Here is a 20,637-nt window from a genome sequence, read left to right on the forward strand (position 1 = left end):
GACTCAGACCTCGTCCGGGGAGGAGACGGGCCACAGCGGTGCCGGGCTGTCCTCGATGCGGTACCAGCCCGCCGGCTTGTCTCCGGCCGCCTCGAACCGCTGCTTCATGGAGTCGGTCAAGGCGTCCGCCTCGTACATGCGCATGAACAGGTCGACGACGTTGCCGAAGTCGAAGAAGTCGCGGTGCCACGCCCACTGCTGGTTCCCGTTGTAGAGGAACCAGGATCCGCCCAACCCGTGGACCTCGTACGGCTCGCCCGTCTTCGGGTCCACCGTGTCGCGCGCGATCTGCTTCCACAGGCACAACACGTCCCCGGTCTCCGGGTCGATGATCGTGCGGATGTACGGGTACTCCCAACCGTCGAGTCCGGCCATCTCCTGCCCGAGCGCGATGTCGCGGATCTCGTCGCGGCCGACCGCCATGAAGTCGTCCTTGGTGCCGTAGTTCCACCCGTAGGTGGCGTCCTCGGCGTAGAAGTCGGCCAGCGGCGTCCAGTCCTTGTTGCGCTCACACACCGCGTTGGCCTCGATCCAGCGCTGTACGAACTCGGCGATCTCGGCGCGGTCGTATCGGGTCACGTCACTCACTCCTGGGGCTTTCCTGCGTCGGGGCTGGGGTGTCGACCAGGCGCAGTGCCTGTGTCGGGCAGTACTTGACGGCGGCCTTGACGGCCTCGAGTTGATCGTCGGGGATCCGGCCCCGCTTCGCCCGTACCTTCGCCTCGGGCCCCTTGGGCACCGTGAACCACTCGGGCGCCTCGGCCTGGCACTCGGCGTGGGCCTGGCACAGGTCGAAGTCGACCTCGACCCGCATCGGCGACTCCCCGCTCATCAGCGCCGCCTCCTCCGGTAGCGGACGGTGCACGGCTGGGCCAGCTGGACGACCATCTTCGAGTGGTCGTTGTGGTAGCTCTCCGCCGGCTGGGCGAGCTCGAACTCGAACTCCCGCAACAGGACCGAGAAGATGGCCTTGATCTGCAGCTGGGCGAACGCCGCGCCCACGCAGCGGTGCCGGCCGGCGCCGAAGGGGATCCAGGTCCAGCGGTTGACGATGTCCTCCTGCCGCGGTTCCGCGTACCGGTCCGGGTCGAACGCATCCGCGTCGGGGAAGTCCACCGGCAGCCGGTTGGACACCGCCGGCGAGGCGGCGACGGTCTGGCCGGCGTGGACGACGTAGTCCCCGATCCGCACGTCCTCCTGGGCGACACGCATGAGGATGATGAGCGGCGGGTGCAGCCGCAGCGTCTCCTTGAGGGCGTTCTCCACCTTGGGCATCTGCCGCAGCGCGCCGAAGCTGTACTCGGCACCGTCCGCGTAGACCTCGTCGAGTTCCGCCACGACCTGCGAGAGGTACTCGGGATGCTTGAGCAGTTCGATGAGCAGCCAGGCGCTCGTCCCCGAGGTCGTGTGGTGCCCGGCGAACATCATCGAGATGAAGATGCCGGTGACCTCGTCCGGGGTGAACCGGTGCGTGCCGTCGTCGTTCTTCACCGAGACCAGCACGTCGAGCAGGTCCCGGTCCTCCTTGTCGGCGGGCGGGTTGGCGACGCGGTCGTCCATGATCGCTGAGACGAGCTCGACCAGCCCGGCGCGGGCCTCGTCACGCTTGCGGAACGCGGGGATGTCGGCGTAGGCGTCGATGTAGGCGTGGGGGTCGGTCCCCTGTTCCAGGTCGTGGTACAGGTGGGCGAACCGGGAATCGAGCTGCTCGCGGAACTTGGGGCCGATGAGGCACGCCGACGAGGTGTAGATGGTGAGTTCGGAGAACCACTCGAGCAGGTCGATCTCGCCCTCGTCGCCCCACTCGGCCACCATGCGCTGGACCTCGTGCGGGATGGTGACGGCGTGCTGGCGCATGTGGTCACCGCGCAGGGCGGTGTTGTGCAGCATCTCCGAGCGGCGCTCGGGGCTGGCGTCGAAGACGACGCCCTCACCGAACACCGGGGTCATGAACGGGTAGGCGGCCGCCTGGTCCAGCGCCTCGTCGGGCGCCCGGAAGAACGCCTCGTTCGCGGCCGCGCCGGAGGCCAGGCAGATGTCGCGGTCGGCGATCCGGAACACGCCCAGGTCGCCGCACTCCTCCCGGACCCGCCAGAACAGGCTGATCGGGTCGGTGCGCAACTCGTCCATGTGGCCGAGTCCGCCCTCTCCGCCGGACACGCACTGCGGCTCGTTTAGCCCCGAGAAGTCGGTGGGCTCGTCGGTGGAACTGTCGATGCTGGTCACGAGTAGTCCTCCTCGATGGGGGCCTCCGGCTGGATCTCCAGCTCGGTGATCTGGGCGCCGCGGGGCATGGACACCATGGCGGTGACCCCGCGCGCGAGGTCGGCAGGTTTGCACATCCGGGGATGACGACCGAATCCGTGCCTGACCCATTCGTTGATGACGGCCTCGGCCGTGTCCTGGTCGAAGTCCGTACCCATCTCGGTCATCACCGGACCGGGCCGGACCACGCCGAGCCGCACTCCTGTGCCCTCGAGCTCCCGGCGGGCCTGCTTGGCCATGGTCTCCAGTCCGGCCTTGGCCGCCACGTACGCGCCAGAGCGCGGCCGGGCCGTGTAGGCCACGTCGGAGCCGATGAGCACGACGTCCCCGCGGCGGCGGTCGATCATGCCGGGCAGAACCGCGTGCAACAGGCGGTGGACGGCGAGCAGGTGGATGTCGAGCTGGGCGGCGAAGTCGTCCGGGTCCATTTCCCAGACCCGCGCCATCTTCAGGCTCCCCGCGCTGGAGATGAGCACCTCTGCGGGGCCGTATGCATCGGCGGCCGCGGCGACGAACCCGGCGACGGAGTCGGCGTCGGTGACGTCGACCGCCCGGGCCGTGGCCTCGCCTCCGGACTCGCGGATGGTGCGCACCAGGTCGTCGAGCCGATCCGCGCGGCGCGCGCCCACGACGACCGGGTGCCCGAGTGCCGCGAGCGACTCGGCACTCGCGCGGCCGATGCCCGAGGAGGCGCCGGTGACCAGGGCGGGACGTTCGGAGGCGTCCGGGTGGGACGGGAACCGCAGGCTCATCAGCGCGCCACCTCGACCCGCATGGGCAGATGGGCGAAGCCGCGGACGTTGGAGGAATGGACGCGCTCGGTCCCGGGGAGCAGTTCGTAGCCGGTGATCGTGCGGGCGATCATGTCCAGCGCGATGCGGCCCTCGAGCCGGGCGAGGTGCGCGCCGAGGCAGAAGTGGGGTCCCTGACCGAAACTCAGGCTCGCCGTGGTGTCCCGCGCGAGATCGAACGTGTCCCCGTTGTCGAAGACCTCCGCGTCGCGGTTCGCGGACCCGATGAGCAACAGGACCTTCTGGTCGGCGGGGATGGTGACGCCCCGGACCGTGGCGGCCTGCGTGGTGGTGCGCAGGACCATCTGGCTGGAGGTGTCGAAACGCAGCGTCTCCTCCACCCATGCCGGCGCCAGGGCGGGATCGTCGAGCACGGCCCGCGACTGCCCGGGGTACTCGTGGCCCCAGAACAGGGCGTTGGCCAGCAGCTTGGTCGTGGTCTCGTTGCCGGCCACCACCATGAGGAACAGGAAGGACAGGATCTCGTCGTCGTCCAGCTTCTCACCGTCGATCTCGGCGTCGAGTAGTGCGGAGGTGAGGTCCCCGGTCCGGGCGGTGCGACGCTCGGCGACCATCCCCTGGTAGTAGGTGATGAGGTCGAGCGCGGCCACCATGGAGTCCTCCGGCACGTCCTGCACGCCCTCCTCGCGGTGCATGACGAGGTCGGCCAGCCGACGCAGTTCGGCCCGGTCGACCTCCGGTACGCCCATGAGATCCGAGATGACGTCCATGGGCAGCTTGCCCGCGTAGTCGTCGACGAAGTCGACGGTCTCCCCGTCGCGGGACCGGGCCAGGCACTCGTCCCAGTACTGCCGCGAGATCCTCGAGATCCCCTCGGACAGGGCGTCCACGCGCCTGGAGGTGAACCCCTTGCTCACCAGCTTGCGCAGGCGGGCGTGGCGGGGATCGTCCATCGCGAGGAAGGACATCGTCTTGTAGGCGTGCGGACCGTACGCGGCGGGGTCCAGCGAGACCCCCATGGCGTTGGAGAACACGTCCGGCGCGCGGAACGCCTCGCGGACGTCCGCGTGCCTGCTCAGCGCCCAGAAGTCGAGGTCCGGGTTGTGGTAGACGGGCGCCTCCGCGCGGAGACGGGCGTAGAACGGGTAGGGATCCTCGTGCACCGCGTAGTCGTACGGGCTGAACACGAGCGGAGCGGGCGTCGCGGTGGTCATCTCGGGTGTCACCTCAGGATCAGTCGTGCCGCGGATTCGATCGCGTCTGCCATGTCCGAGTAGGAGCCGTAGCCCATGCCCGCCCGGACGAGTGCCCCGGCGTAGACCATCTCCAGCGCCTGGACCACCTCGTCGTCGTTCCGCTCCCCCAACGCCGCCACGAGGCGACGTCGGATGTCGGCGCCGATCCGGACCCGGAGGTGGGATACCTCGGGGTCGTCACCCAACAGGGCGGCGGTGACGGCCGACGACAGTTCGGGCTCGTCGGCGAGGAGGAGCGCGACGTCGCGCAACACGGCGACCACCCGGTCGGCGGTGGAGCCACCGTCGGCGGCCTCGGTCACGTGGTCGTCCAGACGCCGCCAGAACACCTCCGCGATGAGGTGGCCCTTGGAGGAGAAGTACGTGTAGGCGGTCGCCGGTGCGACGCCGGCCCTGGCGGCCACGGCACGGACGGCCAGGCCTCCCGGACCCTTCTCCCGCAGCACCTCGACCGCCGCGCTGGTCAGGCGGTCGACGGTCTCGGCCTGCTGGCCGTTGAGCCTGCGCCGCGTCGATTCGAACCGAAGATCACTGGACATGTGTCTGGACAGTACACCACCGCCCGGACTATCGTCTAGACAGCTGTCCGCCCACTCTGGATCGATCCACCTCTGTATCGATCCACCCCTGAATCGACCCACCACGACGGAAGGCTCCGAAGTGACGACGAGCATCACCGACACCGCCCCCCTGCTGATCGGCGGTGAGCTGCGACCCGCCACCGGGGGCGCCACGTTCGACGTCCTCAACCCCGCCACCGAGGAGGTCATCGGCCGGGCCGCCGACGCCGGGCGCGAGGACATGGACGCGGCCATCGCCGCCGCGCGCACCGCGTTCGACACCACCGACTGGTCCTGGGACCACGCGTTCCGTGCGCGGTGCCTGCGCCAGCTCCGCGACGCACTGCAGGGACACATCGAGGAGCTGCGGGCACTGACCATCGCCGAGGTCGGCGCGCCCCACATGTTCACGACCGGCCCCCAGCTGGAGGGGCCCGTCGCGGACCTGGGCTGGCTCGCCGACCTGGTGGAGGCCTACGAGTGGGTCACCGAGCTCGGGGAGTCCGAGATCATGGGCGTGCGCTCCAACCGCTCGACCCGGCGCGAGGCGATCGGCGTCGTCGGGGCCATCACCCCGTGGAACTTCCCCAACCAGATCAACTTCGCCAAGATCGGCCCCGCGCTGGCCGCCGGCTGCACAGTGGTGCTCAAGCCCGCCCCCGACACCCCGCTCATCGCCGCGGCCGTGGCCCGGATCGCCGCCGAGGAGACGGACATCCCCGCCGGCGTACTCAACGTGGTGTCGTCGTCCGACCACGGCCTCGGCGAACAGCTGACCACCGATCCTCGCGTCGACCTGGTCTCCTTCACCGGATCCACCGCGACCGGCAAGAAGATCATGGCCGCCGCCGCCGAGACGCTGAAGAAGGTCTTCCTCGAGCTCGGCGGCAAGTCCGCCGCGGTCGTGCTGGACGACGCCGACCTGAACTCGGCGTGCTTCATGACCGCCCTCAACGCGTGTACGCACGCCGGCCAGGGTTGTGCGCTGACCACCCGCCTCGTCGTGCCCCGCGAGAGGTACGACGAGGCGGTCGAGTCGGCCAAGGGCGCCATGGCGGCGTTCGCCCCGAAAGACCCCAACGACCCGGGTGCCTTCTGCGGCCCGGTGATCTCCGCCGTCCAGCGCGAGCGCATCGAGGGCTACATCGCCCTGGCGCGCCAGGAGGGCGGGACCATCGAGATCGGCGGCGGTCGCCCCACCGGCGAGGGCATGGAGCGCGGGTTCTGGGTGGAACCGACCCTCATCTCCGGTCTCGACAACTCGGCACGGGTCGCGCAGGAGGAGATCTTCGGCCCCGTGCTCGTGGTGATCCCCCACGACGGGGACGACGATGCGATCCGGATCGCCAACGACTCCCCGTACGGCCTGTCCGGAGCCGTGTGGGGCACCGACCCCGAGCGGATCGAGAAGGTCGTGGCCGGCATTCGCACCGGCACCCTCGGCGTCAACGGCGGCCAGTGGTACGGCGCCGACGTGCCCTTCGGCGGGTACAAGCAGTCCGGCATCGGCCGCGAGATGGGCCGCGAGGGCTTCGAGGAGTACCTCGAGATCAAGTCCGTGGCCACCCCGGCCTGAGGCCCCGGACAACCCCGGACAGCACCGGAGAGCCCGGGCACCCGGCACCACTGGCCCGGCACCTGGCCCCACACCACTCACCAGCACCACTCACCAGCACCACCCCATCCAGCATCACCACGCCGACAGGAAGAGACACACGACATGGGACGTTTCGACGGTAGGACCGCCATCGTGACCGGAGCCGCCGGCGGCATCGGCGAGGAGTACGCCAAGGCCCTCGCGGCCGAGGGCGCGAACGTGGTGGTCGCCGACGTGTCGACCGAGAACGGGGAGCGCGTCGCCGCGGACATCGTCGCCGCGGGCGGCCGGGCGGTCTTCCAGCACACGGACGTCTCCGACCCCGACTCGGCCAACGCCTGCGCCGAGGCCGCGGTCGAGGAGTTCGGCCGCCTGGACATCCTGGTCAACAACGCCGCGATCTTCGGCGGCATGAAGCTCGACTTCCTCATCACCGTGCCGTGGGACTACTACGAGAAGTTCATGTCGGTGAACCTCAACGGTCAGCTGCTCATGGTCCGCGCCTGCTGGGAGAAGATGGCCGCCGCCGGCGGTGGCGCGATCGTCAACCAGTCCTCCACCGCGGCGTGGCTGTACTCGGGCTTCTACGGCCTGGCCAAGGTCGGCGTCAACGGCCTCACCCAGCAGCTCGCCACCGAGCTGGGCGGCTCGAACATCCGCATCAACGCCATCGCTCCCGGGCCGATCGACACCGAGGCCAACCGCTCCTCGACCCCGCAGTCGATCGTCAAGGAGATGGTCGACAAGCTGCCCATCAAGCGCATGGGTCAGCCGGAGGACCTGGTGGGGATGCTGCTGTTCCTGCTGTCGGACGAGGCGTCGTGGGTCACCGGGCAGATCTTCAACGTCGACGGCGGACAGATCATCCGGTCATGAGCGGGCATCCGATCACGAGCGACCCGGCCCCGGCCCCCGAACGGGACCCCGCACCCGGGATCGGCCCCGGCGGTCCCGGCGACTCCCCCGCGCCGGTCGGGTTCATCGGCCTGGGCAACATGGGTGCGCCGATCGCGAATCGCCTCCTGGCCTGGCCGGGCGGGCTCGTGGTGTGCGACGTGCGCCCGGAGGCGACCGAGCCGTTCGTCGCCGAGGGCGCCACCGCCGCCGCCACCGGTGCCGAGGTCGCCCGCACGGCGCGCCTGGTGTCGGTGACGGTGCTGGACGACGCCCAGGTGCGTGACGTCGTCGACGGACCCGAGGGGATCCTGCGCACCGCCGCACCGGGGACCGTGATCGCGGTCCACTCCACCATCGCCGACTCGACGGCTGTTGAGCTGGCCGAGGTGTGTGCGGCGGCCGGCGTCCACCTGGTGGACGCGCCGGTGTCGGGTGGCGCCCAGGGGGCGGAATCGGGTCAGCTCGCCGTGATGGTCGGTGCGCCGCGCGAGGTCTACGAGGCGTGCAAGCCGGTGTTCGCGCTGTGGGCGGGCATGCCCGTGCACGCCGGGGAGGTGGGTGCGGGCACGCGGATGAAGCTGGCCCGCAACCTCCTGCACTTCATCTCGTTCACCGCCACCGCCGAGGCCTCCCGGCTGGCCGAGGCCGCGGGCATCGACATCGCGAAACTGGGCCGGGTGGTCCGCCACACCGACGCCATCACCGGCGGCGCCGGGGCCGTGATGCTGCGGGACACCACCGCGCCGATCGCCACCGACGACTTCTGGCACGGCGTGTTCACCCACGTCCGCGGCCTGGGCGAGAAGGACCTGTCCCTCGCCCTGGGCCTGGCCGACCGGCTGGGCGTGGACCTGCCCCTGGGCACCATCGCGCTGCGCGACCTGGGCACCGGGTTCGGTGTCGGGCCGGGTGACCTGGCCCGCCGCGCGGACGTCCGCGCGTCCGACGGCGTGTCCGGCGATGCGGGCGGGACCGGACGAGACCACGACGACGAGGAGAACCGATGAGCGACGCCGCGGACGCCGGGATGAGCCCGGAGCGCGAGCACGGTCTGGCCATGATGACCGAGGTGTACGGCTTCGAGATGTCCGACGGGCCGGGTGATTATTTCGCCGAGACCGCAGACCACCTGTTCGGCAGGATCTGGTCCCGCCCGGGCCTGAGTCACCGCGATCGCCGGTTGCTGCTCCTGGGGGCGCTGACGGCCCAGGGCAACACCGACATCGCGGACATCCAGGTGGGGGCGGCGTTGGGGAATGACGAGCTGACGCCCGAGGAACTGGAGGAGATCGTGGTGTTCCTCTGCTACTACGCGGGCTGGCCCAACGGGACCAAACTCGGCAACGTGGTGGGCCCGCACGTGGCGCGTGCCCGCAAGGCCGCCCGCCGCGCCAAGAGCTGAGGGGCGGGCGCTAGGTTGAAACCCATGACCGCACCCGAGATCGAACCCGCGCTGCTCGCCGTAGCGCTCGCCGCCCCCGGCTTCATGCCGCTGGAGGAGGGCATTACCTTGTACGACATCGCCTGCGAGTTCCTGGGCGACGGTGTGGGAGTGGAGATCGGCACCTACTGTGGCCGCTCTACAGTGTTCCTCGGCGCGGCCGCCCGCGTGACCGGCGGCAGCATCGTCACCGTCGACCACCATCGGGGCTCCGAGGAGCACCAGCCCGGCTGGGAATACCACGACACCTCGCTGGTGGACCCGCACACCGGCCGCCTGGAGACCCTCGGCGCGTTCCGCCACACCATGTGGGACGCCCGACTCGATGACGTGGTGACCGCCGCGGTGGGCACGTCGACCCAGGTGGCCCGCGTCTGGGGCAAGCCCGCGTCGTTCGTCTTCATCGACGGAGGCCACTCCTCCGAGGCGGCGCAGGCCGACTATGAGGGCTGGGCACCATGGGTCGAGATCGGCGGGGCGCTGCTGATCCACGACGTGTTCCCGAACCCGGAGGACGGCGGCCGTCCCCCGTACGAGATCTACTGCCGCGCGCTCGAGTCGGGCCAGTTCACCGAGGTCCGGGCCGTGGACTCGCTGCGCGTGCTGCGCCGCGACTCCGGCGAGGTCGGCGCGCCGATGCCCTGAGCCCCGCACGCCCCTTGACCCGCACCTCCAAGGATCCGCTACCCGGAATCCGGATCCGCTACCCCGATTCGAGTAGCGGATCCGGATTCGGAGTAGCGGATCTCGCGGTTGCGGGGTGCCCGAGTCTGGCGGTCGGGGCAGCGGCGGGGTGGGTCACACCGCCCAGCGACCGCCGGCGCTCCACGGGTCGCCGGGCGAGGGTCGGCCGCGCCGCGAGTGCAGGAACCGCCCGACCACGGCCGCGCCCAGGTCGTCGACGTCCGGCGCCACCACCGTGCCGTGGACCCTCCGGGCCAGCGCGTCGAGGAACCGGGACAGACCCGGGTCGTCGCCCAGCCGGAAGAAGGTCGTCTGAGCCCCGGTGCGGGCGACCCGGTCCAACTCGTCGACAGTGATCCGGATGGTGTCGGGGTCCGGCGGGTAGGCGAACCACGGCTCCCCTCCGCTGAGCAGGTGGGCGGTGGGTTCGCCGTCGGTGACGATGAGCAACACCGGCTGCATCGTCGGGTGCTCACGGAAGTACCGCCCGGCGAGCAGGAGCGCATGATGCAGGTTCGTGCCGGCCTCGTACTGCGCGTCCAGGGAGAGCAGGTCCTCCACGGTCCGGGTCTGGGCGAAGCGGCCGAACGAGATGAGCTGCAGCCGGTCCTGCCGGAAACGGGTGCTCACCAGGTGGTGGAGGGCCAGGGCCGTACGCTTCATCGGGACCCACCGCCCCTCCATGGCCATGGAGAACGACGTGTCCACCAGCAGCGCCACTGCGGCCTGGGTCCGCGCCTCGGTCTCCCTGACCTCGATGTCCTCGGGCAGGAGCCGGATCCCCGCACCCGTCTCGCCCCCCTCCGCGGCGATCCGGGAGATCGCATTGCCCACGGTCCTCGGCACGTCCCAGGACTCGACGTCACCGAACTCCCAGACCCGGCTCGACCCCGTCTGCTCCCCCGCGGCCCCCGACAGCCTGGTCTCGCGCGCGCCGGTCCGGCCGGACAACCGCTGCGCGGCGTCGCGGAGCAGTGACCTCCCGAGTTTGCGCAGCGCGGCCGGGGAGAGTCGGAGGTCCCCGTCCGGTCGGCGACTGAGGTAACCGGACTCGCGCATCTGCTGTTCGAGCCGCGACAGCGTCTGCACGGACACCGCCGCCTCGCGACCGAGATGGCGGGCCACCGCCTCCAGGTCGAGTTCGGACAGCGGGGACCTGTCGCTCCGGGAGAGCTGTTCGGCCAGCCGGTCGAGGTCCCCGAGTTCGGCCATGGCCGCGGTCCCCTCGGACATCCCCAACCCCTCGGAGCCCTCGAAGTCCTCCGAGCCGTCCCAGTCCTCGCCCGGACGCAGGGACTGCAGCAGCCCGTCCAACCGGCCCAGCTGCTCCATCAACTCGGGCGAACCGAACGCCTGCTGCGACAGGGCCATGAGCTCCTCCCGCTGCTCCGGCGTCATCGAGCGCATCATCCGCTGGGCCGCGGCCGCCCGCGCGGCGAGGGTGTCGATCAACTCCTCGACGTCCTTCGGCTGCTCCGGGAACGCGTCGGAGTGCTTGTCCATGAACTCACGGAAGTCCTCGGGGGTGTCCTCTCCGCGGGCGTGCTTGTCGAGCAGTTCGGTCAGGTCCGACAGCATCTCCGACACCGCCGCCCGGTCGGCGTCGGTCGCGTTCTCCAGCGCCTGTTTCATCCCGGCGAATCGGGCGTCGAGCACCTCGGTGCCCATGAGGTCCTGGATGCGGCGGTACGCCTCGCGGGCGTCGGTCGAGGCCCAGTCGTAGTCCTTGAGTTCCCCGACCGCGGCGGCCGGCGAGTCGGGCAGGTTCTCGATGGTCATCTCCCGCAGGGTGCGGTCCATCGGATCCATGGCGGTGTCGCGGGCGAGCTGTCCCCGCTCGGCGAGCAGCGCCTCGTCGAGCAGCCGGGAGACCTCCTCGAGGGTGCCGCCCAGGTGGTTCCGTTGCAGCAGTTCGCGGCGTCGACGCTGGATGCGTCCGGCCAGCTCGTCGAGGCCTGTCTGGTCGCGGCCGCCGGTGCGGAGGAACTCCCGCATGGACTGCTCCGGGGAGTACCCGGCCATGACGCCCTCGGAGACCGCGTCGAGCGCCTCGGACAGGTCGAGCGGGGGCGCGAGGGGGTCCGGCCCGCCGATGTAGCGCCCGTAGCGGGCGCGGGGCTCTGGTCGCGACATCGCGCACCTCCTGCTCCGGCGGCGCACGGCAGCCGCCGATGGTGTCAGCCGTAGACGGCGGCGCCGTCCCCGGTCTCCTTGGACAGACGCCGTGAGAGGTAGAGCCCCTCCAGCGCCAGTTCGATCCCGCCGGCCCGCTGGCCGACGTTGGACGCCCCGACCCTGTCGGCGATCTCGTCGTAGAGCCCCGGTTCGGACAGCTCGGGCAGGGCTGCGAGGAATTCGGCGGCGGTGACGCTCGCGCCGGTCGTGAGGGTCACCGACCCGTCGAACGCGTCGACCAGCGGGGTCATGTCGATCCCCCGGAACAGTCCGCGGACGACGTCCACCGTGGCGATGCGCAGCAGGTACCGCAGGATCTCGGTCTCGCGCCCCTCCTCGCCGGGCTCGAACTCGATCTTGCCGCGCAGGACTTCGACGGCGGCGTCCACGTCGACGAGCCGTGCCACGGACTCACCCGGGTCGTCGGCGCCCCGCACGGCCGCCCGCCGACGGGCCGCCGCCGCGACGGTCTCCGCGCCGGCGATGGCGAAGCGGGCGGAGACGCCGGAGGCCTGGTTGATCGAGTCGGAGGTGCGCAGCTCCCGCGTGAACCGGGCGAGCAGTTCCATCAGCGGGTCCGGCACCTCGGCGGTCAGCTCGGCTTCCTGCCGCACGACCTCGATCTCGTCGGCCAGGTCGAGCGGGTAGTGGGTCCGGATCTCGGCGCCGAACCGGTCCTTGAGCGGAGTGATGATCCGACCGCGGTTGGTGTAGTCCTCCGGGTTGGCCGAGGCCACCACCAGCACGTCCAGAGGGAGGCGCAGGACATAGCCGCGGATCTGGACGTCCCGCTCCTCCATGACGTTGAGCAGCGCCACCTGGATCCGCTCGGCCAGGTCGGGCAGCTCGTTGAGGGCCACGATCCCGCGGTTCGCGCGCGGCACCAACCCGTAGTGGATGGTCTCCGGGTCACCCAGTCGGCGGCCCTCGGCCACCCTCATGGGATCCACGTCGCCGATCATGTCGGCGACGGAGGTGTCCGGGGTGGACAGCTTCTCCACGTAGCGCTCGTCACGGTGGCGCCACTGCACGGGCAGCGCATCGCCCTCACGGGCGATCCGCTCGCGCGTGGGTCCGGTGATCGGCGCGAACGGGTCCTCGCCCAGCTCGGACCCGGCCACGACGGGCGACCACTCGTCCAGCAACCCGACGAGCGTGCGAAGCAGACGGGTCTTGCCCTGCCCCCGTTCGCCGAGGAGGACGATGTCGTGGCCGGCGATGATCGCCCGCTCGACCTGAGGGATCACCGTCGTGTCGAAGCCGTGCATGCCGGGCCACGGATCGCGTCCGGCGGCCAGGGCCGCGAGCAGGTTCTCGCGCAGCTCCTCCCGGAGAGTGCGGCTGGTGTATCCGGCGGCGCGCAGCTCGCCGAGAGTCTTGACGTTCGGCTTATCGCTCACACCGCCCACCGTAGCCCTGCGATGCCACTTCCGCTTCCGGCATAGGGTGGGCACCATGCGTGCAGTGCTGACCCTCGTCCTCAACATCATCTGGCTGTTGACCGCGGGCATCTGGCTGTTCCTCGGCTACGTGCTGGCCGGGATCCTCGCCTGCATCCTCATCATCACGATCCCGTTCGGGGTCGCGAGTTTCCGGATCGCCGCCTACGTGCTGTGGCCGTTCGGCCGGGAGGTCGTCGACCGGGGCCGTCCCGGCGGGGTGAGCACGGTCGCCAACGTCATCTGGTTCCTGGTGGCCGGACTGTGGCTGGCGATCGGCCACGTCGCCACCGCCGTAGCGCAGGCGGTGACGATCATCGGCCTGCCCCTGGCGTGGGCCAATCTCAAGCTCATCCCGGTCACGTGCTTCCCGTTCGGCAAGGAGATCGTCCGCTCCGACCGGGCGGCGATGGTGCCGGTCGCCACCCGCTGACCGCCCGGTCGCCACCAGCTGAGCACGCACCCCCGCACCGCGGCCGGGCCGGGTCAGTCCTCGAGCGTCGGCTGGTGGTGGCTGGCGATCGACACCCGGTTGAAGGCGTTGATCAGCACGATCGTCCACTCGAGCGCCGAGAGCTGCTCGTCGGAGAAGTGGTCGGCGGCGGCTGCGATCGCGGCGGCACGTTCCTCGGCGTCGTCCAGCCGGGTCAGTGCCTCGGCCAGTCGTAGTGCCGCCCTCTCCGGGTCACCGAAGGCGTCGATCTCCCGCCACGCGGGCAGCAGGTCGAGCCGATCCTGGGAGACCCCGGCCTTGCGGGCCGCCGGCACGTGAGTGGCCAGGCAGGCCGCGCAGCCGTTGAGCTGCGAGACGCGCACGTTGACCAGTTCGAGCAGCGACTCCTCCAGCCCGGCCTCGCCGGAGGCCTCCCGCGAGGCGACGGCGGTGCGGACGAACCGCTTGTAGACCTCGCGTTGGGCACGGTCCAACTGCGGGACCCCCATGTCAGCCGTCCTCCCCGCCGAATCGCGCCCGGTCGGCGTCCGTGGCCTCCCGGTACGCGCCGGCGAACTCGTCCGCGTTCTTGCCGAGGAAACCCTCCACCATCGAACACACCGGCACGATGGTGATCCCCTCCTCGCGCGTGGCCTCCACCGCGCCGCGCACGAGTGCGGTGCCGATGCCCCGGCCACCGAACTGCTCGTCGACCACGGTGTGGTGGAAGACGCGCTCGCCGGCGTGGTCGCGGAAATCGGCGTGGCCGGCGACCTCGCCGGAGGCGTCCCGGACCTCGAACGCCTCGGTGGAGTCGGCTCGGTCCACGGTCACGGTCGCGCCGGTCTTGTCGGTGTACTCGGTCATCTGCGGTGTCCTCTCACATCGGGGTCGACTGCGCGCGCGGGTCCGGGTTGACCCGCGGTTTGAGGGCGGTGGTGGGCAGGGTGGGCGCGGGGAGCCGGGTCAGCCCCCGCGGGTCGTGGCCGATGTACCCGTCCACGCGTCCGAAGCGCTCCGATCCGGCCTCCCACTGCTCGCGGTAGCCCGCGATCTCGTCGTGGGTCCGGCCGATGAAGTTCCACCACATGATGATGTCCTCCTCGAACGGGGTGCCACCGATGAGGACCGCCCGCCCGGCGGTGGTGCCGGTGTTGCGGATCGTCAGGGTGGTCTCGCCGACGCCGGTGTACGCGAGGTGGCTGACCTCCACGTCGACGCCCTCGAGGGTCAGATCACCGGAGTCGACGAGAAGCCCGTGCTCGAAGGCCGGGTCGACGTCCAGTCGCAGTTCGGCGCCGGGGTCGAGCCGGATCTCCGCGGCGACGAGGGGGGTGTAGGTGGTGACCGACGACGACGAGCCCAGCAGCGACCCCATGAAGACCCGCGCCGATCCCCCGGCGAATCCGACGGGGTCGGGCACGTGGTGGTCGAACCTGCGGCCGCTGCTCTCGCGGTGTTCCTCGGGTAGCACGGTCCACAGCTGCACGCCGTGCAGGACGGTGGTGTCCTGGGTCGAGACCTCGGTGTGGCAGATGCCGGCGCCGGAGGTCATGAGGTTGACCTCCCCCGGGCGCACCACCGCATGGTTGTCCCCGGAGTCGTGATGGGTGACGCTGCCCTCGAAGAGCCAGCTCACGGTCTGCAGGCCGGTGTGCGGATGCGAGGGCACGTCCATGCCGCCGGTGGCCGAGACGTCATCCGGTCCGTAGTGGTCGACAAAGCAGAAGGCGCCGATGAGCGAGCGCTGGCGCTGCGGCAGCGTCCGGCGGACCGTCATCGCCCGCGGCCCGCCCAGGGGCACCTCGCGGGAGGTGATGATCTCCACGACGGCCCCGCCGGGCTGCGCCTCTGCCGAACGGGGCCCGCCCGGCGCACCGCCGGCCTCGCACTCGATCTCGGGCGGGTCGGGGTCGAGGTTGCTCATTCGACGACCTCGCTCATCTCGGCGCGGGCGTCGACGGCCTCGCGGCGCAGCTCCAGCTTCTTGGCGTTGATCTTCCCGCCCAGCGCCAGGACGAGCGCCTTGTCCACGACCGCCACCGGCAGGTGGTCGAGGAGACGTCGGCCGAGGTCCCATCGCACGGCGTAGCGGCGGCGGGGGCGCGCGGTGGTACCGGCGGTCCACACCGCCTCGGCGAGGACGGACGGGTCGGTGGCCTTGTCGTCCTCACCGGCGGCCATCTCCCCCATCACCGCGGCCATCGCGGCGAACGGCGAACCGGAGGCGGTCGATTCCTGGAAGCGTCGCCGGATCGAGGCGGTCATCCCGGTGCGGAACGGACCCGGTTGGACGAGCACGACGTCCAGGCCGAGGAACATCAGCTCGCGCCGCAGCGCGTCACCGTAGGCCTCGATCGCGTGCTTGCTCATGGCGTAGGCGCCGTTCATCGGCATGCCGTGCTGGGGGCCGGTCTCGGAGCTGATGAGCACCACCCTCCCGCGGGTCTCCCGGAGGAGGTCCCACAGGGCGTGGACGGTGCGCACGGTGCCCATGACGTTGACGTCCAGGACCTGCTGCACCCGGTCCGGATCGGTCTCGGCCAGCGGCCCGATCCCGAGGACGCCCGCGAACGTGACGAGCGCGTCGAGGCGGCCGTGCTCGCGTCGGACCCGGTCGGCCAGGGCGGTGAGCGAGGCGGAGTCGGTGACGTCGGCGGCGAGGGGCGTGATTCGGTCACCGCCGGGCGGCGCCTGGAGGTCGACGGCCACGACGTGCCAGCCCCGGGAGGCGTAGAGCGCGGTGGTGGCGGCCCCGAGGCCGCCCCCGGCTCCGGTGACGACGACGACGGGGGCGGCGGGCGCGCTGGTGTCCATACCCTGACGGTACCGGCGTGCGGAGTCCCGGTGGGGCTGTCCAGGTGGCCCCGCCCGCCTCAGACCAGGGCGTCGAGACCGAGTTTGCCGGCGAGGCGGTCGATGTAGGCCAGGACCTCGTCCTCGGTCCGATCCGGGGTGCCGTAGACGAGCTCGTGGACGCCGAGCTCGCGGTAGGCGTCGATCTTCTCGTGATCCGGTTTCCCGTCGAGGACCACGATGTAGGGCTCGCCCTCCCGTCCGGCCTCCGCCCACAGTTCCCGCAGCGTCCGTACGCTGCCGGCGATGTCCTGGGAGATCGGGGTGGTCATCCAGCCGTCGGCGCTGCGGCAGATCCACTTGAGGTTCTTCTCCGTGCCGGCCGCTCCCACGAGGGTGAGCGGGCCGGGCGTGCGGGCGGTCTTGGGCCAGGCCCAGCTGGGACCGAAGTCGACGAACTCTCCGTGGTACTCGGCCTCGTCGTGCGTCCACAGCTCCCGCATGGCCTCGAGGTACTCGCGGAGCATGGTGCGCCGACGCTGCGGCGGCACGTTGTGGTCGGCCATCTCGTCCAGATTCCAGCCGTACCCCACGCCGAGCACGGTGCGCCCGTCGGAGAGGTGGTCGACCGAGGCGATGGTCTTGGCCAGCGTGAGGGGGTCGCTCTCCACCGGGATGGACACGGCGGTCCCGAGACGGATGGTCGACGTGACCGCCGCGGCGGCGCCGAGGGCGACCCACGGGTCCAGGGTGCGGCTGTACCGCTCGTCGGGGAGCTCGGCGCCGCCGGTACCCGGGTGCGCGGCCTCGCGCCGCACCGGGATGTGCGTGTGCTCGGGAACGTAGAACGCGGAGAACCCGGCGCGCTCGGCGGCCACGGCGGCCGTGGTCGGCCGGATGCCCCGGTCACTGGTGAACAGGGTCAGTCCGAATTCCATGCGTTCTCCCTCGTGCGCTGCGTCGACCCGCCGCCCGACACCTGATCAGACAGGTGTCCAGCGGCGGTGTCGCCACAGACTAGCGCACGACGGCGGCGGGTGGGCAGACCTCGCCCGCCACGCAATCGGCCGGATCGCCCGGCTGGGACTGCAGACGCTGCATGGTGTGGTGCGAGACAGAGCGGAAGATCTCGTTGCCCGGGGTGGTGCGCGAGAGGGCGTCCGCCGCCAGCAGCATGACGGCCGCTGTCCATGTGCTCAGCTCGACCGGCCACCGCTTGCCGTCGGCGAAGACGAGTCCGGTCCAGTAGGAACCGTCGGTGTCCCGCAGGTGCTGCATGTTGGTGAACTGCGCGAGCGCCTCATCGTGTCGCCCGGCCGCCTCCAGGGCGAGCACCAGCTCGCACGTCTCGGCCCCGGTGACCCACGGCCGGTGGTCGACGCAGCGGATGCCCAGTCCGTCCACCACGAAGTCGTCCCACCGGGAGTCGAGCCGCGCCTGCGCCTGCTCCCCCACCATCACGCCGGCCAGGACCGGGTAGTACCAGTCCATGGAGAACTCGTCCTTGGGCGTGAAGAGCTCGGGGTGGGCGCGCAGCGCATGGCCCAACCGGTCGGCGGCGGCGTCCCAGTCCGGCGCGCTCCCGCCGAGCTCCTCGGCGATCGCGACGCCGCAGCGCAGCGCGTGGTGGATGCTGGACGAGCCGGTGACCAGCGCCTCCTCGCAGAAGCCCTCGGGACCGGCGCCCCACCACATCTGCCCCTCGGGCCCCTGGAACGTCAACACCAGGTCGAGTGCCCGGCGCACCGTCGGCCACATCGACTCGAGGAAGCCGGGCCTGCCGCTCACCAGGTGGTGGTGCCACACGCCCACCGCGACGTACGCGCAGAAGTTGGAGTCGACGTCGCCGTCGGCGACGTGGTCGTCCTGCCACTTCATCGGCCACGACCCGTCGCCCCGCTGGGTGTCCCGGAGGAACCCGTACGCCCTCTCGGCGGCCTCCCACTGGCCGGCGACGGACAGGCCCATCGCCGACTCCACATGATCCCAGGGGTCGGTGTGACCGCCGGTGAACCACGGGATCTCACCGCTGGGCTTCTGGACGGAGGCGAGCCACTCGCCGGTGGCGCGGACCGCGTCGGCGTCGAGGACCCCGGGCACGGTGGGGACCGGACGATGGCTGGTGACTCCGGTGTTGGGCGTCTGCACGGACGATCAGGCCTCCACGGGCTTACGCAGGTAGAACACGATGGACTTGCCCATCACCGGGTTGAGCACCTTCTCGGCGGTGCGGGTGATCCAGGGCCCCTTCATCAGGTCCCATACGAGCAGCTTGTGGTACGCCTTCGGCAACGGGTGGTCGTCGTTCTCCGTGCCCACCGCGCACTTGAGCCACCAGTACGGGGCGTGCAGCGCGTGGGCGAACCCGGTGCCGGTGACCTCCAGGCCCGCCGCGCGGAGCTTGAACCCCAACTCCTCGGTGGTGTAGATCCGGCAGTGCCCACCCGGGTTGGAGTGGTAGGCGTCGGACAGCTTCCAGCAGAGCTTCTCCGGCCACTCACGCGGCACGGTCACCGCGGCGACGCCGCCCGGCTTGAGGATCCGCACCAGTTCGGCGATGGCCTTGGTGTCCTCCGGGACGTGCTCGAGCACCTCGGAGATGAGCACCAGATCGAAGGTCGCGTCCTCGTACGGCATGTTGAGCGCGTCCCCGGTGACGGCCTCCCCCTTCGAGGTGGGCAGCCCCTCGCCCTCGGCCTCCATGGCGGCGAGCATGTCGGAGACCTGCTGCATCTCGTCGGCGTTCTGGTCGAACGCCGTGACGTCCGCGCCACGCCGGTAGAGCTCGAAGGTGTGACGACCGAGGCCGGCCCCCACGTCGATGGCTCGCATACCGGGGGTGACCCCGAGACGGTCGAAATCAGCGGTCAGCATGCGGCGTCCTCCTGCTCACGGATGGTGTACTCACCGGACTCCGGGAGCACCTCGGGCACGTCATCGGTGACGTGCTCGTCGATCTCGGTCTGATCCGGCCCGAGGACCGGCCCGGCCGTCAGGTCCGGCAGCGCGTCGCCGCGGACCCGGGCGATAGCGGCCTCGTAGACCTCGACGGTCCGGCGGGCGACGGCGGCCCAGCTGTAACGCTCCATGACCCGTGCACGGCCGCCCTGAGAGAGGCGTTGCCGCTCGGCCGGGTCGGACAGCAGCGCACTGATCTCACGGGCCAACGCGTCGACGTCGCCCGGCTCGACCAGTCGGGCCGCCGAGTCGTCCGTGCCGACGACCTCCGGCAGCGCGCCGGCACGCGTCGCGACGAGAGCGCAGCCGCTGGACATGGCCTCCACCGCCGGCAGGGAGAAACCCTCGTACATGCTCGGAACGACCGCGATCTCGGCCGACCCGACGAGATCGGCGAGCTCGTCGTCGTCGACCCCGGACACCAGGTCCACCGCGTCCCGCAGGCCCAGCTTGTCGAGCAGCCTCGCGGCCTCACCCTTGCGCTTGAGCTTGGACACCAGCGTCAGGCGCACGCCCGGGTGCTCCTCGCGGACCCTGGCCAGCGCGCGCAACAGGACCGGCACGCCCTTGAGCGGCTGATCGGCACTGGCCACGCAGACCAGGCGGCCGGGCTCGCGCACGCGACGATGGTGGAACCGGTCGGTGTCCACGCCCAGCGGGATCGTGACGATGCGGTCCGGGTCCACGCCGAAGTCGGTGGCGATGTCATCGGCGGAGTTGCTGGAGACCGTGATGATCTCCTGCAGCTTGCGGGAGACCCGCATCTGCATGCCCAGGAACCCGAACCAGCGCCACGTGGTGATCTTCTTGCGCAGCGGGGCCTCCTTCATGGCCAGCGCGCGATCCCGCGTGATGGGGTGGTGCACCGTGGCCACGACGGGGAAACCCGCCTTCTCCAGGTCCAGCAGGCCGGATCCCAGGCACTGGTTGTCGTGCACCACGTCGAAGTCGTCCAGACGCTCCCGGAGTGTGCGCGCGGCCCGCATGCTGAACGTCCGCGGCTCCGGGAACCCGGCGGTCCACATGGTGACCACCTCGAGCACGTCGATGAGGTCGCGGATCTCCCGCGGGTGCGGGGTACGGAACGGGTTCGCGTCGTTGTAGAGGTCCAGACTCGGGACCTCGGTGAGCGTGGGGCCCGGGTCGAGTTCCGGGTAGGGCTGACCGGAGAACACCTCGACCGTGTGTCCGAGTGCCGCCAACTCGCGGCTGAGGTGACGGACGTAGACGCCCTGGCCCCCGCCGTGCGGCTTGCTCCGGTACGAGAGCAGCGCGATCCGCACCGTCGATCGCCTCCTTCATGGTCGTCGGCCCGCCGTCGGCGAGTGTCGCGGGCCGCGACGGGCACATCGGGAAAGTCTAGAACACGTTCGCCCCGGTCCCA

General features: G+C 70.9%; 22 protein-coding genes. 6 read left to right on the forward strand and 16 right to left on the reverse strand.

The window, feature by feature from the left end; all coding sequences use genetic code 11:
• Window positions 1-3: 3 nt before the first annotated feature.
• The 6 genes from AB5G72_RS12805 to AB5G72_RS12830 form a co-directional block, all read right to left on the reverse strand.
• A complete protein-coding gene (locus AB5G72_RS12805) occupies window positions 4-579 on the reverse strand; it encodes a nuclear transport factor 2 family protein (protein ID WP_120284093.1) in 576 nt (191 codons plus the stop codon).
• A 1-nt stretch (window position 580) separates the two neighbouring features.
• A complete protein-coding gene (locus AB5G72_RS12810) occupies window positions 581-832 on the reverse strand; it encodes a ferredoxin (protein WP_394855078.1) in 252 nt (83 codons plus the stop codon).
• Window positions 832-2,130: a cytochrome P450 gene (locus AB5G72_RS12815; protein WP_317469370.1), complete on the reverse strand. Its 1,299-nt coding sequence runs from the start codon at window positions 2,128-2,130 to the stop codon at window positions 832-834. Before AB5G72_RS12815 ends, AB5G72_RS12810 begins: the two co-directional genes overlap by 1 nt.
• A gap of 92 nt (window positions 2,131-2,222) precedes the next feature.
• Entirely contained in the window at window positions 2,223-3,017 is a 795-nt protein-coding gene (locus tag AB5G72_RS12820) for an SDR family oxidoreductase (protein WP_067716754.1), read from the reverse strand.
• Window positions 3,017-4,231 (reverse strand): cytochrome P450, encoded by a 1,215-nt coding sequence (locus tag AB5G72_RS12825; RefSeq protein WP_440220017.1) that lies wholly within the window; start codon window positions 4,229-4,231, stop codon window positions 3,017-3,019. The genes AB5G72_RS12820 and AB5G72_RS12825 overlap by 1 nt, the downstream gene beginning before the upstream one ends.
• A gap of 8 nt (window positions 4,232-4,239) precedes the next feature.
• Complete coding sequence (locus AB5G72_RS12830) at window positions 4,240-4,812, reverse strand: TetR/AcrR family transcriptional regulator (RefSeq protein WP_067716757.1); 573 nt, start codon at window positions 4,810-4,812, stop codon at window positions 4,240-4,242.
• A 121-nt stretch (window positions 4,813-4,933) separates the two neighbouring features.
• On the opposite strand from AB5G72_RS12830, the gene AB5G72_RS12835 reads away from it, so the two are divergent.
• The 5 genes from AB5G72_RS12835 to AB5G72_RS12855 all read left to right on the forward strand — a co-directional run bounded on the left by AB5G72_RS12835 (window position 4,934) and on the right by AB5G72_RS12855 (window position 9,413).
• On the forward strand, window positions 4,934-6,409 hold the full coding sequence (locus AB5G72_RS12835) for an aldehyde dehydrogenase (protein ID WP_440220018.1): 1,476 nt from the start codon (window positions 4,934-4,936) through the stop codon (window positions 6,407-6,409).
• A 144-nt stretch (window positions 6,410-6,553) separates the two neighbouring features.
• Complete coding sequence (locus AB5G72_RS12840; RefSeq protein WP_407334795.1) at window positions 6,554-7,306, forward strand: SDR family oxidoreductase; 753 nt, start codon at window positions 6,554-6,556, stop codon at window positions 7,304-7,306.
• Window positions 7,303-8,334 carry an NAD(P)-dependent oxidoreductase gene (locus AB5G72_RS12845; protein ID WP_440220019.1) on the forward strand — a complete coding sequence of 344 codons (1,032 nt, stop codon included), beginning with the start codon at window positions 7,303-7,305 and terminating at the stop codon, window positions 8,332-8,334. The genes AB5G72_RS12840 and AB5G72_RS12845 overlap by 4 nt, the downstream gene beginning before the upstream one ends.
• Window positions 8,331-8,729 (forward strand): carboxymuconolactone decarboxylase family protein, encoded by a 399-nt coding sequence (locus AB5G72_RS12850; RefSeq protein WP_241742107.1) that lies wholly within the window; start codon window positions 8,331-8,333, stop codon window positions 8,727-8,729. Before AB5G72_RS12845 ends, AB5G72_RS12850 begins: the two co-directional genes overlap by 4 nt.
• Window positions 8,730-8,753: 24 nt before the next feature.
• A complete protein-coding gene (locus AB5G72_RS12855) occupies window positions 8,754-9,413 on the forward strand; it encodes a class I SAM-dependent methyltransferase (RefSeq protein WP_120284103.1) in 660 nt (219 codons plus the stop codon).
• Between the two features lie 153 nt (window positions 9,414-9,566).
• Here AB5G72_RS12855 and AB5G72_RS12860 read toward each other — a convergent pair whose 3' ends face one another.
• A complete protein-coding gene (locus AB5G72_RS12860; RefSeq protein WP_440220020.1) occupies window positions 9,567-11,585 on the reverse strand; it encodes a vWA domain-containing protein in 2,019 nt (672 codons plus the stop codon).
• 44 nt (window positions 11,586-11,629) lie between these two features.
• Window positions 11,630-13,036, reverse strand: coding sequence for a sigma 54-interacting transcriptional regulator (locus tag AB5G72_RS12865; protein WP_440220021.1), 1,407 nt, complete (start codon window positions 13,034-13,036; stop codon window positions 11,630-11,632).
• A gap of 46 nt (window positions 13,037-13,082) precedes the next feature.
• On the opposite strand from AB5G72_RS12865, the gene AB5G72_RS12870 reads away from it, so the two are divergent.
• Window positions 13,083-13,499 carry a YccF domain-containing protein gene (locus AB5G72_RS12870; protein WP_069389572.1) on the forward strand — a complete coding sequence of 139 codons (417 nt, stop codon included), beginning with the start codon at window positions 13,083-13,085 and terminating at the stop codon, window positions 13,497-13,499.
• 53 nt (window positions 13,500-13,552) lie between these two features.
• Here AB5G72_RS12870 and AB5G72_RS12875 read toward each other — a convergent pair whose 3' ends face one another.
• From AB5G72_RS12875 to AB5G72_RS12910, 8 genes are all read right to left on the reverse strand, one after another.
• A complete protein-coding gene (locus tag AB5G72_RS12875) occupies window positions 13,553-14,008 on the reverse strand; it encodes a carboxymuconolactone decarboxylase family protein (RefSeq protein ID WP_396444289.1) in 456 nt (151 codons plus the stop codon).
• A gap of 1 nt (window position 14,009) precedes the next feature.
• Complete coding sequence (locus tag AB5G72_RS12880; RefSeq protein ID WP_069389554.1) at window positions 14,010-14,366, reverse strand: GNAT family N-acetyltransferase; 357 nt, start codon at window positions 14,364-14,366, stop codon at window positions 14,010-14,012.
• A 13-nt stretch (window positions 14,367-14,379) separates the two neighbouring features.
• Complete coding sequence (locus AB5G72_RS12885; protein WP_440220022.1) at window positions 14,380-15,426, reverse strand: pirin family protein; 1,047 nt, start codon at window positions 15,424-15,426, stop codon at window positions 14,380-14,382.
• Window positions 15,423-16,316 carry an SDR family NAD(P)-dependent oxidoreductase gene (locus tag AB5G72_RS12890; RefSeq protein ID WP_440220023.1) on the reverse strand — a complete coding sequence of 298 codons (894 nt, stop codon included), beginning with the start codon at window positions 16,314-16,316 and terminating at the stop codon, window positions 15,423-15,425. Before AB5G72_RS12890 ends, AB5G72_RS12885 begins: the two co-directional genes overlap by 4 nt.
• Before the next feature lie 59 nt (window positions 16,317-16,375).
• Window positions 16,376-17,233, reverse strand: a complete 858-nt coding sequence (locus tag AB5G72_RS12895; protein WP_067716785.1) for an LLM class F420-dependent oxidoreductase — start codon at window positions 17,231-17,233, stop codon at window positions 16,376-16,378.
• A 79-nt stretch (window positions 17,234-17,312) separates the two neighbouring features.
• A complete protein-coding gene (locus tag AB5G72_RS12900) occupies window positions 17,313-18,443 on the reverse strand; it encodes a prenyltransferase (RefSeq protein ID WP_440220024.1) in 1,131 nt (376 codons plus the stop codon).
• A gap of 6 nt (window positions 18,444-18,449) precedes the next feature.
• On the reverse strand, window positions 18,450-19,169 hold the full coding sequence (locus AB5G72_RS12905) for a class I SAM-dependent methyltransferase (protein ID WP_440220025.1): 720 nt from the start codon (window positions 19,167-19,169) through the stop codon (window positions 18,450-18,452).
• Entirely contained in the window at window positions 19,163-20,536 is a 1,374-nt protein-coding gene (locus AB5G72_RS12910; RefSeq protein WP_067716793.1) for a glycosyltransferase family 4 protein, read from the reverse strand. Before AB5G72_RS12910 ends, AB5G72_RS12905 begins: the two co-directional genes overlap by 7 nt.
• Window positions 20,537-20,637 lie beyond the last annotated feature (101 nt).

It is taken from the genome of Dietzia sp. MNB45 (genome assembly GCF_051994785.1).
GTDB classification, from domain to species: domain Bacteria; phylum Actinomycetota; class Actinomycetes; order Mycobacteriales; family Mycobacteriaceae; genus Dietzia; species Dietzia kunjamensis.

Coding starts and splice junctions, on each gene's coding strand:
- AB5G72_RS12810 (WP_394855078.1), bottom strand. CDS start 832: ATGAGCGGGGAGTCGCCGATGCGGGTCGAGGTCGACTTCGACCTGTGC.
- AB5G72_RS12815 (WP_317469370.1), bottom strand. CDS start 2,130: ATGGACGAGTTGCGCACCGACCCGATCAGCCTGTTCTGGCGGGTCCGG.
- AB5G72_RS12820 (WP_067716754.1), bottom strand. CDS start 3,017: ATGAGCCTGCGGTTCCCGTCCCACCCGGACGCCTCCGAACGTCCCGCC.
- AB5G72_RS12825 (WP_440220017.1), bottom strand. CDS start 4,231: ATGACCACCGCGACGCCCGCTCCGCTCGTGTTCAGCCCGTACGACTAC.
- AB5G72_RS12830 (WP_067716757.1), bottom strand. CDS start 4,812: ATGTCCAGTGATCTTCGGTTCGAATCGACGCGGCGCAGGCTCAACGGC.
- AB5G72_RS12840 (WP_407334795.1), top strand. CDS start 6,554: ATGGGACGTTTCGACGGTAGGACCGCCATCGTGACCGGAGCCGCCGGC.
- AB5G72_RS12845 (WP_440220019.1), top strand. CDS start 7,303: ATGAGCGGGCATCCGATCACGAGCGACCCGGCCCCGGCCCCCGAACGG.
- AB5G72_RS12850 (WP_241742107.1), top strand. CDS start 8,331: ATGAGCGACGCCGCGGACGCCGGGATGAGCCCGGAGCGCGAGCACGGT.
- AB5G72_RS12855 (WP_120284103.1), top strand. CDS start 8,754: ATGACCGCACCCGAGATCGAACCCGCGCTGCTCGCCGTAGCGCTCGCC.
- AB5G72_RS12860 (WP_440220020.1), bottom strand. CDS start 11,585: ATGTCGCGACCAGAGCCCCGCGCCCGCTACGGGCGCTACATCGGCGGG.
- AB5G72_RS12870 (WP_069389572.1), top strand. CDS start 13,083: ATGCGTGCAGTGCTGACCCTCGTCCTCAACATCATCTGGCTGTTGACC.
- AB5G72_RS12875 (WP_396444289.1), bottom strand. CDS start 14,008: ATGGGGGTCCCGCAGTTGGACCGTGCCCAACGCGAGGTCTACAAGCGG.
- AB5G72_RS12880 (WP_069389554.1), bottom strand. CDS start 14,366: ATGACCGAGTACACCGACAAGACCGGCGCGACCGTGACCGTGGACCGA.
- AB5G72_RS12885 (WP_440220022.1), bottom strand. CDS start 15,426: ATGAGCAACCTCGACCCCGACCCGCCCGAGATCGAGTGCGAGGCCGGC.
- AB5G72_RS12890 (WP_440220023.1), bottom strand. CDS start 16,316: ATGGACACCAGCGCGCCCGCCGCCCCCGTCGTCGTCGTCACCGGAGCC.
- AB5G72_RS12895 (WP_067716785.1), bottom strand. CDS start 17,233: ATGGAATTCGGACTGACCCTGTTCACCAGTGACCGGGGCATCCGGCCG.
- AB5G72_RS12905 (WP_440220025.1), bottom strand. CDS start 19,169: ATGCTGACCGCTGATTTCGACCGTCTCGGGGTCACCCCCGGTATGCGA.